This window comes from Amycolatopsis sp. (assembly GCF_035546795.1).
Classification (GTDB): Bacteria; Actinomycetota; Actinomycetes; order Mycobacteriales; family Pseudonocardiaceae; genus Amycolatopsis_E.
On the sequence record NZ_DASZWC010000026.1, the window covers coordinates 100,695 to 114,406 of the forward strand.

14 protein-coding genes are annotated in these 13,712 nt (G+C 68.9%); 9 read left to right on the forward strand and 5 right to left on the reverse strand.

What is annotated here, in order from left to right:
* Positions 1–36 precede the first annotated feature (36 nt).
* Both VHD82_RS17070 and VHD82_RS17075 read left to right on the forward strand, forming a co-directional pair.
* The gene (locus VHD82_RS17070) at positions 37–954 is read left to right on the forward strand and encodes a DMT family transporter (protein ID WP_325704137.1); all 918 of its coding nucleotides are present in this window, start codon (positions 37–39) and stop codon (positions 952–954) included.
* Positions 915–2,426, forward strand: a complete 1,512-nt coding sequence (locus VHD82_RS17075) for an ATP-dependent DNA ligase (protein WP_325704140.1) — start codon at positions 915–917, stop codon at positions 2,424–2,426. Before VHD82_RS17070 ends, VHD82_RS17075 begins: the two co-directional genes overlap by 40 nt.
* Before the next feature lie 7 nt (positions 2,427–2,433).
* Here VHD82_RS17075 and VHD82_RS17080 read toward each other — a convergent pair whose 3' ends face one another.
* A complete protein-coding gene (locus VHD82_RS17080; protein ID WP_325704142.1) occupies positions 2,434–3,951 on the reverse strand; it encodes a CehA/McbA family metallohydrolase in 1,518 nt (505 codons plus the stop codon).
* Positions 3,952–4,154: 203 nt separating this feature from the next.
* On the opposite strand from VHD82_RS17080, the gene VHD82_RS17085 reads away from it, so the two are divergent.
* The 3 genes from VHD82_RS17085 (at position 4,155) to VHD82_RS17095 (ending at position 5,565) form a co-directional block, all read left to right on the forward strand.
* On the forward strand, positions 4,155–4,574 hold the full coding sequence (locus VHD82_RS17085; protein ID WP_325704144.1) for an iron chelate uptake ABC transporter family permease subunit: 420 nt from the start codon (positions 4,155–4,157) through the stop codon (positions 4,572–4,574).
* 64 nt (positions 4,575–4,638) lie between these two features.
* Positions 4,639–4,794 (forward strand): hypothetical protein, encoded by a 156-nt coding sequence (locus VHD82_RS17090; RefSeq protein ID WP_325704147.1) that lies wholly within the window; start codon positions 4,639–4,641, stop codon positions 4,792–4,794.
* Positions 4,795–4,953: 159 nt separating this feature from the next.
* Positions 4,954–5,565, forward strand: coding sequence for an MBL fold metallo-hydrolase (locus VHD82_RS17095; protein ID WP_325704150.1), 612 nt, complete (start codon positions 4,954–4,956; stop codon positions 5,563–5,565).
* Here VHD82_RS17095 and VHD82_RS17100 read toward each other — a convergent pair.
* Positions 5,555–5,995 carry a DUF309 domain-containing protein gene (locus VHD82_RS17100; RefSeq protein WP_325704153.1) on the reverse strand — a complete coding sequence of 147 codons (441 nt, stop codon included), beginning with the start codon at positions 5,993–5,995 and terminating at the stop codon, positions 5,555–5,557. The two genes, VHD82_RS17095 and VHD82_RS17100, sit on opposite strands and share 11 nt — an antisense overlap.
* A 29-nt stretch (positions 5,996–6,024) precedes the next feature.
* Between VHD82_RS17100 and VHD82_RS17105 the strand changes: the two genes are divergently transcribed.
* The 3 genes from VHD82_RS17105 (at position 6,025) to VHD82_RS17115 (ending at position 9,318) form a co-directional block, all read left to right on the forward strand.
* A complete protein-coding gene (locus VHD82_RS17105) occupies positions 6,025–7,464 on the forward strand; it encodes a GuaB1 family IMP dehydrogenase-related protein (RefSeq protein WP_325704156.1) in 1,440 nt (479 codons plus the stop codon).
* A gap of 67 nt (positions 7,465–7,531) precedes the next feature.
* Positions 7,532–8,512 (forward strand): ABC transporter ATP-binding protein, encoded by a 981-nt coding sequence (locus VHD82_RS17110; RefSeq protein WP_325704159.1) that lies wholly within the window; start codon positions 7,532–7,534, stop codon positions 8,510–8,512.
* Positions 8,509–9,318, forward strand: coding sequence for an ABC transporter permease (locus VHD82_RS17115; RefSeq protein ID WP_325704162.1), 810 nt, complete (start codon positions 8,509–8,511; stop codon positions 9,316–9,318). The genes VHD82_RS17110 and VHD82_RS17115 overlap by 4 nt, the downstream gene beginning before the upstream one ends.
* A 47-nt stretch (positions 9,319–9,365) precedes the next feature.
* On the opposite strand, the gene VHD82_RS17120 is transcribed toward VHD82_RS17115, so the two are convergent.
* Positions 9,366–10,652, reverse strand: a complete 1,287-nt coding sequence (locus tag VHD82_RS17120; protein WP_325704343.1) for a PhoH family protein — start codon at positions 10,650–10,652, stop codon at positions 9,366–9,368.
* A 452-nt stretch (positions 10,653–11,104) separates the two neighbouring features.
* Entirely contained in the window at positions 11,105–11,881 is a 777-nt protein-coding gene (locus VHD82_RS17125; RefSeq protein ID WP_325704164.1) for an isoprenyl transferase, read from the reverse strand.
* 88 nt (positions 11,882–11,969) lie between these two features.
* Here VHD82_RS17125 and trhA point away from each other — a divergent pair, with 88 nt between their 5' ends.
* Positions 11,970–12,638, forward strand: a complete 669-nt coding sequence (gene trhA / locus VHD82_RS17130; RefSeq protein WP_325704167.1) for a PAQR family membrane homeostasis protein TrhA — start codon at positions 11,970–11,972, stop codon at positions 12,636–12,638.
* A gap of 241 nt (positions 12,639–12,879) precedes the next feature.
* On the opposite strand, the gene VHD82_RS17135 is transcribed toward trhA, so the two are convergent.
* Complete coding sequence (locus VHD82_RS17135; protein WP_325704170.1) at positions 12,880–13,674, reverse strand: MBL fold metallo-hydrolase; 795 nt, start codon at positions 13,672–13,674, stop codon at positions 12,880–12,882.
* Between the last annotated feature and the right edge of the window lie 38 nt (positions 13,675–13,712).

Genomic DNA, 13,712 nt, shown 5'->3' on the forward strand with positions numbered 1-13,712 from the left:
CTACCGACTATACCGATCTGTATACCTGGAGGTCCGATGTGGACATTCGTACTCGGCGCCGGGTTCGTGCTGCTGTGGTCGTCCGGCTTCGTCGGCGCCACGCTGGGCGCCTCCGTCGGAACCGCGATCACCTTGCTGGCCTGGCGTTTCCTGCTTGCGGCGGTGCTGCTACTCGGGTGGCGGCGGCGAATTTCGTTGCGCCCGAAGCAGATCGCGGCGCAGGCCGGAATCGGACTGCTGTCCCAGGGCTGTTACCTCTACGGCGTGTACGAAGCGGCGGACCTGGGTGTCGCCGCGGGTACGTCGGCGCTGATCGCCGCGCTGCAGCCGATCGCGGCGGCCGTGCTGGGGCAGGTCGTACTGGGTGAACGCGCCGATGCGAGGCAGTGGATCGGGCTACTCGGCGGACTGGCGGGCGTGGCGCTCGTGGTCGGCGGCGACTTCGCCGGCCACTCCGGCACCCCGGCCTGGGCCTACGCCTTGCCGCTCGGGGCGATGCTCGCGCTGGTCAGCGCCACGCTCCTGGAGCGCAAGGCGCGAACGGAAGTCCCGCTCGCCGATTCGCTCGTCGTGCAGTGCGTGACCAGCGCACTTGGGTTCACCGTGCTGGCCGCCCTGACCGGGCAGCTCGCGCCGCCGATGACCGGCTCGTTCTGGTTCGCCGTGCTGTGGGTGGTCGTGCTGTCCACGTTCGGTGGATACGGCTGCTACTGGCTGTTGCTGAGGCGCACGTCGGTGACGACCACATCGAGCCTGCTGTATCTGACCCCGCCGGTCACGATGCTCGCCGCCTGGGTGATGTTCGGCCAGCGGCTGACGTCGACCGGCCTGCTCGGCCTGGTGATCTGCTTCGGCTCGGTCGCGCTCGTGCTGCTCCCCCGGAAATTGTCGGTGCCTCGGGGCAAAATGACCTCATGTTCCTCGCCGACATCGTCTCCGCCTCCGCGGCGCTAGCGGCCACGCGCTCGCGCAAGGCGAAGATCGCGACGTTGGCCGAGCTGATCAACCGTGCCGGTTCCGCCGAGCTGCCCGCGGTCGTCGCCTTCCTCACCGGGCAGCCGACGCAGGGCCGGATCGGCACCGGATGGCGCACGCTGGCGGAGCTGGGCGCGGCTCCGGCGAGCGAGCCCGCGCTCACCGTCGCCGAGGTGGACGCGGCGCTCGGCGAGGTCGCGGGCACGTCCGGCAGCGGGTCCGCGAAACGCCGGGCGGAAACCCTGCACGCGCTGTTCGCCGCGGCGACGGAGGCGGAGCAGCGGTTCCTGTTCCGGCTGCTCACCGGCGAGCTGCGGCAGGGCGCTCTGGAAGGCGTGATGGTCGACGCCATCGCGGCCGCGGCCGGGGTTCCCGTCGAGGCCGTGCGGCGCGCGTTCATGCTGTCCGGGCAGCTGCCCGTCACGGCACTCGCCGCCGTCGCGGGCGGTGCCCCAGCGCTCGGCGAGTTCCGGCTCACGCTGGGCAGGCCGGTGCGCCCGATGCTGGCTTCGCCCGCCGAATCACTGGACGAGGCGATGGCGGAGCACGTGTCCGCGATCGTCGAGTACAAAATGGACGGTGCGCGCATCCAGGTGCATCGCGACGGTGAAGAAGTGCACGTGTACACGCGCACACTGCGCGAGATCACTGGGCATGTCGCCGAGCTGGTCGAGCTGGTGCGCGGGCTGCCGTGTGAATCCGTTGTGCTGGACGGGGAAACACTCGCGCTCACGGACGACGGAAGGCCGCGGCCCTTCCAGGAAACGATGAGCCGGTTCGGTAGCACCCGCGAGGAGCAGGTGCGGGAGTTGTTGCTGCGGCCGTATTTCTTCGACTGCCTGCACCTCGACGGCGTCGATCTGCTGGATGCTCCGCTGCGGGAACGCAATGCGGCGCTGCGCGCGGTGGCGGGCGAGCACCTCATCCCCGGCGAGTCCGAGCCGACGGATGCCGCGGCGATCCTCAGCGCTGCGCTCACGGCCGGGCACGAGGGAGTGATGGTGAAATCGCTCGACTCGGTGTACGCGGCGGGGCGGCGTGGCCGGGCCTGGCTGAAGGTGAAGCCGGTGCACACCCTCGATCTGGTGGTGCTGGCCGCGGAATGGGGGCACGGCAGGCGCACCGGGTATCTGTCGAACCTGCACCTCGGGGCCCGCGATCCGGACGGTGGGCCGCCGATCATGGTGGGCAAGACGTTCAAGGGCCTGACCGACGAGTTGCTGGCGTGGCAGACGAAAACGTTCCCGGAGCTGGAAACCCGCCGCGACGACTGGACGGTGTACCTCCGGCCGGAGCTGGTGGTGGAGATCGAGCTGGACGGGGCTCAGGTCAGCACGCGGTACCCGGGCGGGCTGGCGCTGCGGTTCGCGCGCGTGGTGCGTTACCGCCCGGACAAGGAGGCCGCCGAGGCGGACACGATCGACGCTGTCCGCGCGACGTTGAAGGGCTGAGCCGTGGTCAAGAGCGGCCAAGGAAGATCGGGTTCGTCATGGCCGCCATCGCACCGAAGTTGAGCGCGGGTGAAAGCGCCGGTGCACCGGCTGTGCCGTCGGTCAGCGGGTGCCGCACTTCGGCGCGCACGTAAGCCGAGACGGCGGGCGTGGTCAGCCAGGTCACCGAACCGGCGCCGGACGTGTCCAGGCTCTGCTGCAGGATCTGCCCCTCGTCGGTGATCAGCCGGACGGTGCCGTTCGGCACGCCCTTGATGTCCAGCCGCACCGAAACCTTGTCCGCACTGCCCACGTCGAGCCGCTCGCCGATGCCCGCGGACTGTCCGCGCGGGCCGGTCGCGGTCAAGGTGAGGTCGACGGCGGCGGATTCGGCGAGCCAGTTCCGCCCGGCCTTGATCCCGGCGAGAATCGCGTCGCGGGAAAGGTTGTCGGCGAGCACCACGTTCTGCGGCAGGCCGATCACATTGCCCGGGTTGTGCGCGTCGCTGTTGCCCATCGCGGGCAGCCACTGCCCTCCGCCACCACGCACGTACTCCACGAGTTTGTTGTCCCAAGTGGACACCGTGGCGTCGTCATCCCAGGTCCACGGACCGTTCCACACCTCGACCGCGTCGAAGTCGGCGTAGCCGAACTTGAAATTGCAGGCCACCCAAGGACAATACGGATGCGCGGCCACGCACAGCCCGCCGGAGTCGTGCACTTCGCGCGCGTAGTCGGGCAAAACGTGGTCGCGGGAGCGGTAGCGCCAGTCGACGAACTGCCCCGGTTTCAGGCCGAGCGCGAGCCAGTGCCCGTTCCGCGTGGTGACCTCCTCGCCGAGGATGATCAGCAGATCCGGCCCGGCGAACTCGCCCCACACCCCGTGCGAGGACGAAGTGTTGTGGTCGGTCGAGGTGATGAAGTCCAGCTTCGCCGCGCGCGCACCGGCGGCGACCTCGGTGGGCAGCCGCTTTCCGTCCGAGTACACGGTGTGCAGGTGGCAGTCGCCGCGATACCACGCGCGGCCTCGGCCGCTCGCCTTCAGCGGCGGGTAGTTCGGCTGGTACGCCGCGCCCGGCGCGCCGTGGGTGAGCGTCACCTCGACCCGGTAGTCCATCCCCTGCGGCGCCACCTGGTACGGCCCGAGCACGATGTTCCACGTACCCGGCATGACGTCGCCGGGCAGGTAGCCCGGGGTCGCTTCGCTGCGGCTGATCGAGAACCGGTCCCGGAACCCGCCGGACCAGCCGCGGAATCCGGCGCCGCCCAGCTTCGTGCCGCGCGCGTCGAAAACCCCGATGTCACAGGAGTTTCCGGGCGTACCGGACGGCACGGCGGGCTCGTCGTAGCTGTACACCGCGGAGATCTGGTTGACCCCGGCCGGCACCTGCACCGGCAGGTACACGAAGTCCGCCACGCCAGGATCGAAATGCCCGGTGATCACCTTGGTCTCGGTCTGACCCTCGGCCGCTTCGGCGAATGCCACGGGCGCAAGCGCGGCGGCGGTACCGACACCGGCCGCAGTCAGGAAATTACGCCGTGACACACCGGCCCCACAGTTCAAGCACATGCCCGCACGCTTGCAGAAACCGGTGAAGCCGCCGGGCCGATCAGCCGTCCGGCCGGTGTCGTCGGGCTGAATCACAGCTCCTTTTGAATTAGGTATACCTAACCTAAGTAATGGACGACGCACACCCGTCGACCGCTGTTTCTGCTGCTCCTCGCGGTCGCTTTGATCATCTCGGCGCGGTGCTGCTGCACGACGACGGCAGCGAAGCCGCGACGATCGTGCGCCAGGTCCGGGTTCCGCGCACGCAGCTCGGCATCCTCGTCGGCGTCGCGCTGGGCGCCGCCGGGGCACTGACGCAAGGGACACACCCGCAATCGGGCGTGGACGGCCACCGGCTGATCCTCATCGGCGTCGGCGCGGCCGCGGTGCTGACCGCCATCACGTCCTGGCTGCTGGCCGTCGCGAGCATCAACAACACCGCGCAGGCCGTGGTCCGGCTCACCGGCGGTTCCCGGCCGCCGCTGTTCGCCTCCGCACTACTCGTGCAGGCCGCAGACCTGTTGGGCCGCAACGTGTTCAGCTGGGAGATCCCGGTCGGACTGGTGACCGCGGTGCTCGGCGAGCCCTACCTCCTCTGGTTACTCGTTCGCAGGAAATAGAAACGCCGGAGGGTCGCACTCGGCCTGCTGACTGGTCGTTCACCGACGATCTGGCAAGAAGGCGTTGCACGGCTTCAAGGACGTCAGCCGGCAGCGGGCCGTTGCTGAGACCGCGCCGATCATCGCGCTGAAGATGGCCGGCTCCGCGCCGTCCGTGGTGAACCGGACCGTGGAGCTAGCGACCGCGCTCGGCGCCACCCCCACCGCGCGGCAGGACTAGACCGCCGCCGCACCGGGTCTGTCTTCGCGCGCCTGCCCGCGGCGGCCGCGGCCAGGTGTTCCCTCGTACGCCCAACAACCTCGCCGGCCATCTGGCGGGCTCCCACTCTTGCACCGCCACGCAAGCCACCGTAAAACAGGTTGTCTAGGGTTGCTTGCTATGACGGCAACGGTACAGAACGTGGTCACTTCCGGGGTTTTCGAACTGGACGGTGGCAGCTGGGACGTGGACAACAACGTGTGGATCGTCGGTGACGACAAAGAGGTTTTCGTCATCGATGCCGCGCACGACGCGGACCGCATCGCCGATGTGGTCGGCGAACGCACGCTGCGCGCGATCATCTGTACCCACGCGCACAACGACCACGTCAACGCCGCTCCCGCGCTGGCCGACCGCACCGGCGCGCCGATCCTGCTACACCCGGACGACCGCGTGCTGTGGGACATGACGCACCCGGACCGCGCCCCGGATGGCGCGCTCGCCGACGGCCAGGTGCTCACCATCGCGGGCACCGAACTGTCCGTGCTGCACACGCCGGGCCACGCGCCGGGCGCGGTGTGCTTGTACGCCAAGGAACTCGGCGTGGTGTTCACCGGGGACACGCTGTTCCACGGCGGTCCCGGCGCCACCGGAAGGTCCTATTCGGACTATCCGACGATCGTGCGCTCCATCCGGGAAAAGCTGTTCGCGCTGCCCGAGTCGACCAGGGTGAACACCGGCCACGGCGAGTCCACCACACTCGCGGCCGAGAAGGCGAACGTCACCGGCTGAGCCGCGGGCACTCGCCTTCGGCGCCGGCACGGACCCAGCGCACGAGCCCTGCGACGTCGATGCCGTGCGGCGCCGACGCGGCGTACGGCTCGATCGCGTCGGCTCCGCGAGTGAGCAACGCCACCGCGCCCTTACCGTTCCCGCGCGCCGCGTGCGTCAACCCGACGGCCAGCTGGGCCAGCCCCTTCCACAGGCCTCGCTCGGCCCCGTCGGAAGACTTCCAGGCGTCCTCGAAAACCTCGTGCGCGTGGAACGGCTTCCCCTCGTCGAGCAGGCGCTGCGCCTCCGTCAGCGTCTCCTCCGGCGTGCGCACGACGCCCTCCGGCTGGCGCGGCACCCCCTGCTCGCCGTAGGGCAACGGCCTGCCGAGCCCATCTCTCGGACGGGCGTTGCGAGCGCGCCCCTCGACGTCTCGATCCCGCTCGGCCATATGTCCATCATGACGTATCCTGGGTTCTCGTGCGCTTCCTCGATGGCCACCGGCCAGCCAACGACCTCACCTACGACGACGTGTTCCTCGTGCCGAACCGTTCGGACGTGGAGTCCAGGTTCGACGTCGATCTGTCCACAGTGGATGGAACGGGCGCGACGATTCCCATCGTGGTGGCCAACATGACCGCGGTCGCCGGCCGCCGGATGGCCGAGACGGTGGCCCGGCGCGGCGGGCTCGTGGTGCTGCCGCAGGACGTGGACCCGGCGGCGGTCGCCGAGATCGTGGCGTGGGTCAAGCAGCGGCACACGGTCTGGGACACGCCACTGGTGCTGACGGGCAACGACGCGGTGGCCGACGCGCTGAACCTGGTCGGCAAGCGGGCGCACGGCGCCGTCGTGGTGGTCGACGGGGAAGGCCGGCCCACCGGGGTGGTGGACGAAAACGATTGCGCGGCGGTCGACAGGTTCGCACGACTGTCCGAGGTCGCGTCGCCGCCCGGGGTCACCGCGCCGCTGGACACCCCCGCTCGCGAGGTCTTCGAGCGCCTGCACGCCGCCGGTTCACGGCTCGCGCTGGGCGTCGACGCCGAAGGCAGGCTGGCCGGCGTGCTCACCCCCACCGCGGCGCTGCGCGCCGACATCTACCGCCCGGCGGTGGACGACAAGGGCAAGCTGCGCGTCGCCGCTGCCATCGGCGTGAACGGCGACGTCGCGAAGAAGGCCGAGGCCGTCTTGGCCGCGGGCGTCGACGTGCTCGTGGTGGACACCGCGCACGGCCACCAGGAGAAGATGATCGCCGCACTGAAGGCGGTCCGCTCGGTTTCGCCGCAGGTGCCGGTGGTCGCGGGCAACGTGGTGACGGCGGAAGGCACCAGGGATCTCATCGCGGCCGGTGCCGACGTGGTCAAGGTCGGCGTCGGCCCAGGGGCGATGTGCACCACCCGGATGATGACCGGGGTCGGCCGCCCGCAGTTCTCCGCGGTCGCCGAATGCGCGGCCGCCGCACGGGAGCTGGGCAAGCACGTGTGGGCCGACGGCGGGATCCGGCACCCGCGGGACGTGGCGCTGGCGCTGGCCGCCGGTGCGTCCGCAGCGATGGTGGGCTCGTGGTTCGCCGGCACGCACGAGTCGCCCGGCGACCTCCGCTACGACGAGAACGGCCGCCCGTACAAGGAATCCTTCGGCATGGCGTCGAAGCGTGCGGTGGCAGGCCGGACCCGCACCGACAACGTCTTCGAGCGCGCAAGGAAGGCACTGTTCGAGGAGGGCATCTCGTCCTCGCGGATGCTGCTCGACCCGACTCGGCCGGGCGTGGAGGACCTGCTGGACTCGATCTGCTCGGGCGTGCGTTCCTCGTTCACCTACGCGGGCGCGCGCGGTATCGAGGAATTCTCCGAACGGGCCGTGCTGGGCATTCAGTCCGCCGCCGGATTCGCGGAGGGACGCCCACTCCCCGCGGGCTGGTAAGTACCTTTTGCCGGTTTCCTCTTTCCGCGAAAACAAGCGGAAGGAAAACGCGCCTACCCTGAACAGGGTGACCGACGCAGTCGTGGTGACCGAACTGGTCAAACGCTATCGGAAAAATGCCCCGCCCGCGGTGGACGGACTGAGTTTCGCGGTGCCACCGGGCGAGGTATTCGGCCTGCTCGGACCCAACGGAGCAGGCAAAACGACCACGGTCGGCGTGCTGACGACGCGCGTGCTCGCCACTTCCGGGCAGGCGCTGGTCTACGGCGTGGACGTCCGCCGCTCGCCGAGTCAGGCAAGGCAACTGCTGGCCGTGGTGCCGCAACGGAACAATCTGGATCGCTCACTCGACATCCGCGGTAATTTGATCTTCCACGCGATTTACCACGGTGTCGGCCGGGCCGAACGGAATCGCCGGGCCGACGAGATTCTCCACCGGATGGGCCTCGCCGATCAGGCAAAAGCGAGGTTGGATTTCGTTTCCGGCGGCCAGTCCCAGCGCGTGATGATCGCGCGCGCGTTGATGCACCGGCCCAAGGTGCTCTTTCTCGACGAACCGTCCACCGGGCTGGACCCGCAGGCGCGGCTGTTCGTGCACGAGCGAGTCGCGGAGCTGAAGGACGACGGGGTCACGGTCGTCCTGACCACACATGACATGGACGAAGCCGCGAAACTGTGCGACCGGGTCGGCATCGTCGATCATGGGAAGCTGCTGGCGCTGGACACGCCGGCCGCGCTCACCCGTTCACTGCCGGGCAGCACCACGCTGAGTATCACGGTGCAGACCGGGGGCCACACACCGGAGCGAATCACCGAAGCACTGTCCACAGTGGATGGAGTCGAGCGGGTCGAGCGGATCACGAAGGCGCACGCCGGCCCGGCGGACATCGAGCAGTTCCGGCTATACACCGGGCACGAGCCCGCGGTCGCACTCCCGTCGGTGCTGAAAACGCTGACCGCACTGGGTTGCGACGTCAGCGACCTGGCGATCGGCACCCCCAGCCTGGAGGACGTGTTCATCCACCTCACCGGACGGGAACTGCGATGACCGCCGCCGTCGAACTCCCCGGCGCCGGCCCCGGCACCGCCGCCAGAACGTTCCTCGCCGTGCTCTGGCGGGATGTCTTCGTAACCGGGCGCGAGCTGCTGCCGTTCCTGGCGCAGGTGGTGATCCAACCGTTCTTCATGCTGTTCATCTTCGGCAAGGTGCTCACCGGGATCGGTTACGTGCAGGGGAATTTCGCCCAGATCCTGCTGCCGGGCATGGTCGCGCTCACCGGCTTCCTCACCGCGCTGCAGAACACCACCATGCCGCTGATCCTGGACTTCTCGTGGACGAGGGAGATCGAGGACAGGCTACTGGCGCCGATGCCGATTCCCTTGGTGGCGCTGGAGAAAATGGTCTTCGGGGCGCTGCGCGGGATTGTCGCCGCGCTGCTGATCATCCCGATCGGCTTCCTGATCCTGACCGGGATCAACTGGCCGGCGTCGGCGTGGCCCGGCGTGCTCGGCCTGATCGTGCTGGGCTCGCTCGCGGGCGCGGCGATCGGCATGACGATCGGCACACTGGTCAACCCGCGGCGGATCCAGATCATGTTCGCCGTGGTGCTGATGCCGTTGATGTTCACCGGTTCCACGCAGTTCCCCTGGCACGGGCTCACGCACCTGCGCTGGTTCCAGGTGATCTGCGCGCTCAACCCGCTGACCTACGTCAGCGAGGGCATGCGCTCGCTGCTGCTCGTGGGCGAGGTGCAGTCCATTCCGCTGTGGATCGACCTGCCGGTGATCGTCGTGGCGTTCGGCGTGTTCGCCGGCATCGGCATCAAAGGCTTCCTGCGCCGCGCCATCGACTGAGACGGGGTGTTCCCGCCCCGGAAACCCAGGGCGGGAACACCTTCGGCCTATCCGTGATCCTCCAGCATTTCGGTCACCAGCGCGGCGATCGGCGAGCGCTCCGAGCGGGTGAGCGTGACGTGGGCGAACAACGGGTGCCCCTTGAGCTTCTCGATCACCGCCGAGACGCCGTCATGCCGGCCGACCCGCAGGTTGTCCCGCTGTGCAACGTCGTGGGTGAGCACCACCCGTGACGCCGTGCCCAGCCGGGACAGCACAGTCAGCAACACGTTCCGCTCCAACGACTGCGCCTCGTCCACGATCACGAACGCGTCATGCAGCGAACGGCCGCGGATATGCGTCAACGGCAGGACTTCCAGCATCCCGCGGTCGAAGACCTCGTCGAGTACGTCCTGGCTGACCAGCGCGCCGAGGGTGTCGAACACCGCCTGCGCCCAGGGCTGCATCTTTTCGCTCTCGTTGCCGGGCAGGTAACCGAGATCCTGCCCACCGACGGCGTACACCGGGCGGAACACCACGACCTTGCGGTGTTCACGCTTTTCCATCACCGACTCCAGGCCGGCGCACAGCGCCAGCGCCGACTTGCCGGTGCCGGCCCGCCCGCCGAGCGAGACGATGCCGACCTCGGGGTCCAGCAACAGATCCAGCGCGATCCGCTGTTCCGCGGAACGGCCGTGCAGCCCGAAGGCCTCGCGGTCGCCACGCACCAGCCGCACCTTCTTGTCGGGCGTGACCCGGCCCAGTGCGCTGGAACTGCCGGACAGCAGCCGGACACCGGTGTGGCACGGCGATTCGCCGAGATCCGGCTGGCCGAAGTCGGCGAGGTCCACCGACCCGTTGGCGAACAGTGCGTCGATGGCCTCGGTCGGCACGTCGACGTCGGCCATCCCGGTCCAGCCCGAGGGCGTCACGTCCTGTGCCCGGTACTCATCGGCGTCGAGCCCGACGGCACCGGCCTTGACCCGCAACGGAATGTCTTTTGTGACCAAAGTCACGGTCTTGCGTTCCACGGCGAGGTTCAGCGCACAGGCCAGGATCCGGTGGTCGTTCGAGTCCGTCCGGAATCCGGGCGGCAACACTGTCGGGTCCGAGTGGTTGAGCTCGACGTGCAGGGTGCCGCCGTCCTCACCGATCGGGATCGGCGCGTCCAGCCTGCCGTAGGTCCGCCGCAGGTCATCCAGCATCCGCAAGGATTCCCGCGCGAACCAGCCCAGCTCGGGGTGGTGCCGTTTCGCCTCCAGTTCGCTGATCACGACCAACGGCAGGACCACGGCGTGCTCGGCGAATCTGGTGACCGCCCACGGGTCGGACAGCAGGACCGAGGTGTCGAGCACATATGTGTGCCGCTGGGATTCGGTGGGTAGCGGACCAGCCGCTGATTCTCCAGCGCCCTCCGCGCTGGTCGAGGCCTTCCGGGGCGAACGCTGCGCAGTCACGACGGCATCTCCCTCAGTGGGCGTGGCACCACGCCCGCACTCGCTGGGCCGGGCACCGCCCTGGCTTGTCCGTAGCCGCTGACGCCGGTTGCGTCAGGCAGCGCGGCCAAGAGGGCCGGGTGCCGGCCCCCTCGTGCGTTTCGCGAACGACGCCACGGCTACCGCCGCCGTCGTTCCCTCAACTACCGCCACGTCCAGGGCCTCCCGCGATGAGCCGCAAGGTCACGGTCCATCACTTCGGAAGTTACCTTCGAATCGCCGATCTTGCAGGCAGCCAGGCAGGTGATTCGCAAAGATGTCATCTCACCGTCGGTAGAACCATCGCACTCGACCGTGCACCGAGAGTGATGTCAATTACCGAATCGGCGGTGCCGCCAGGCGTAATCCCGCAGCGCACGGAGGAAATCGACCCTGCGGAAGGCGGGCCAGTACGCCTCGGTGAACCAGAACTCCGAATGAGCGGACTGCCAGAGCAGGAACCCGGAAAGCCGTTGTTCACCCGAGGTCCGGATGATGAGATCGGGGTCGGGCTGGCCCGAGGTGTAGAGATGCTCGGAGATGTGGTCCACGTCGAGGATCTTGGCCAGCTCGCGGATCGAGGTGCCTTCGTCGGCGTGCTGCAACAGCAGCTTCTTGACGGCGTCGGCGATCTCCTGGCGGCCGCCGTAGCCGACCGCGATGTTGACCTCCATGCCGTCGCGGTTCTCGGTCCGCGCCGCGGCGGCCTTGAGGCTGCGCGCCATTTCGGCGGGCAGCAGCTCCAGCGCCCCCACCATCCGCAGCCGCCACGGGGTCTCCGGCGCGGCCAGTTCGTCGACCACGTCCACGATGATCTTCAGCAACGCCTCGATCTCGTCGTGCGCGCGGCCGAGGTTGTCCGTGGACAGCAGCCACAACGTCACGACCTCGACGTCGGCCTCGCGGCACCACAGCAGGAAGTCCGCGATCTTCTTCGCCCCGGCGCGATGCCCGTCGGCCACGTCGGTGAAGCCCGCTTCCCGCGCCCAGCGGCGGTTGCCGTCCAGCATGATCGCGACGTGCCGGGGATGACGTCCGGCTGCTTGCTGGATGAGCCGGCGACCGTAGACGGTGTAGGCGATCCGTGAACCGATAGAGCGAAGACTCACGTCGGCCAAGCGTACGCATACCGCTGTGTGATGGTGGTTCCGGCCACGGGGACTGGCGTAAAACCTACGGGCCCGTAACCTGAAAAGCGTGACCCTTGCGAGCGAGACCCCCGTGGTCGACACCCGTCCCCGTCTTCGCGGTCATATCCATTTCTGGTCGTTCTTCGGTGCGCTGGTCTGCGCCGCGACGCTTGTCACGATGGCCGCCACGACGGTGTCCGGCCAGGCCGCGCTCGCCACCGCCATCTACGGCGTGACCGTGATGGGCGTTTTCGGCGTGAGCGCCCTGTACCACCGGAGGCTGTGGGGCCCGCGCGCCTACCAGTGGATGAAGCGCGCGGACCACTCGATGATCTTCCTGTTCATCGCCGGCACGTACACGCCGTTCACGCTGCTGTCGATGTCGAAGCCCACCGGCTACGTCATCCTGGGCATCGTCTGGGGCGGCGCGGTGCTGGGCGTGGCGCTGAAGATGCTGTGGCCGAAGGCGCCGCGCTGGCTCGGCGTGCCGATCTACGTCGCACTCGGCTGGGTGGCCATCTTTGTGCTGCCGGAGCTGGCGCGGCACGCCGGCGTGACCGCGCTCGTGCTGCTCCTCGTCGGCGGGCTCTTCTACACCGCCGGCGCCGTCTTCTACGGCACCCGCTGGCCCAACCACTGGCCGGAAACCTTCGGGTACCACGAGTTCTTCCACGCCTGCACCGTGCTGGCCGCGATCTCCCACTACGTGGCGATCTGGTTGGCGATGTACGCCTAGCCGGGCTCGCCGCGGTAGGCCCGCGACCGATTTTCGAGTGCTCGGTCAACCGCACCAACGCCTCCAGCGCGTGCCAGGGTGCTGCACTCCAGGATCGTCGCGCGGGTGACCAGCCAGTTCCCGCAACGCGGACGAGTCCAGCCCGCGCCAAGTGACCGGCGCGCCTCGGCCTGGGCTGGAGTGATCACGCCCCGATCGAACCGGCGCCGGAATCCGGCGGCCACCAATTAACCGGCCGCGCTCACCGGTACCGCTCCAATTCCCACGGGTCGTGCGCACTCACCAGGACCACCTCGTCCCCGTGTTCGCGCACCAGTTCCCGCAGCCGCGCCTGGGTGCCGAGCCGGAGGTCGTGGTGGATCTCCGAGCCGGTCTGGACGAGGTCCAGCAACGGGTGCGGATGGTGATCCGTGTCGAGTTCGCGGTGGTAGTAGTACGCGTCGCCGCAGTGCAGGAGCCATCGCGAACCGTCGCGCACGGCCACGCCGGCGTGGCCCGCGGTGTGCCCGCCGAGCGGGACGAGCCGGATATCGGCCGGCAGCCCGTCGAGCGGGACGGCCGTGAAGCCGAACCAGTCCGCGTTGACGTCCGGCGTGTACGTGACCCACTTCGGCCCGTGCTCCCAGTGCGCGGGGCGGTACCGGTAGCTGGGCGCCTCGGCGACAGCCGCCTCGAGTTCTGCCGCCAGCACGTGCACTTGTGCGTCCGGGAAGTCCGGCAGGCCGCCGCAGTGGTCCACATCCAGGTGCGTCAGGACGATGTGCCGGACGTCGCCCGCGGCGTAGCCGAGCCGCTCGACCTGCCGGATCGCCGTTTCCTCCTCGGACAGGACAGGCTGCGCGTTTTCGACCCACCCCGCACCCAGCGTGTCGGCCGGGCGCCGCACGTCGTCGAGACCAAGGCCGGTCTCCACAAGCACTAGACCCGCCTCGGTCTCGATCAGCAGACAGTGGTTGACCGCGTGCGCGGGCCGCGGCCCTTCGTAGGTGGCTTCGATCTGTCGGACCGAGCCGCAGTTGAGGTGCTGAATCTTCATGGCTGCTAGCCTGCAACTTGAAGCGCGCTTCAAGTCAA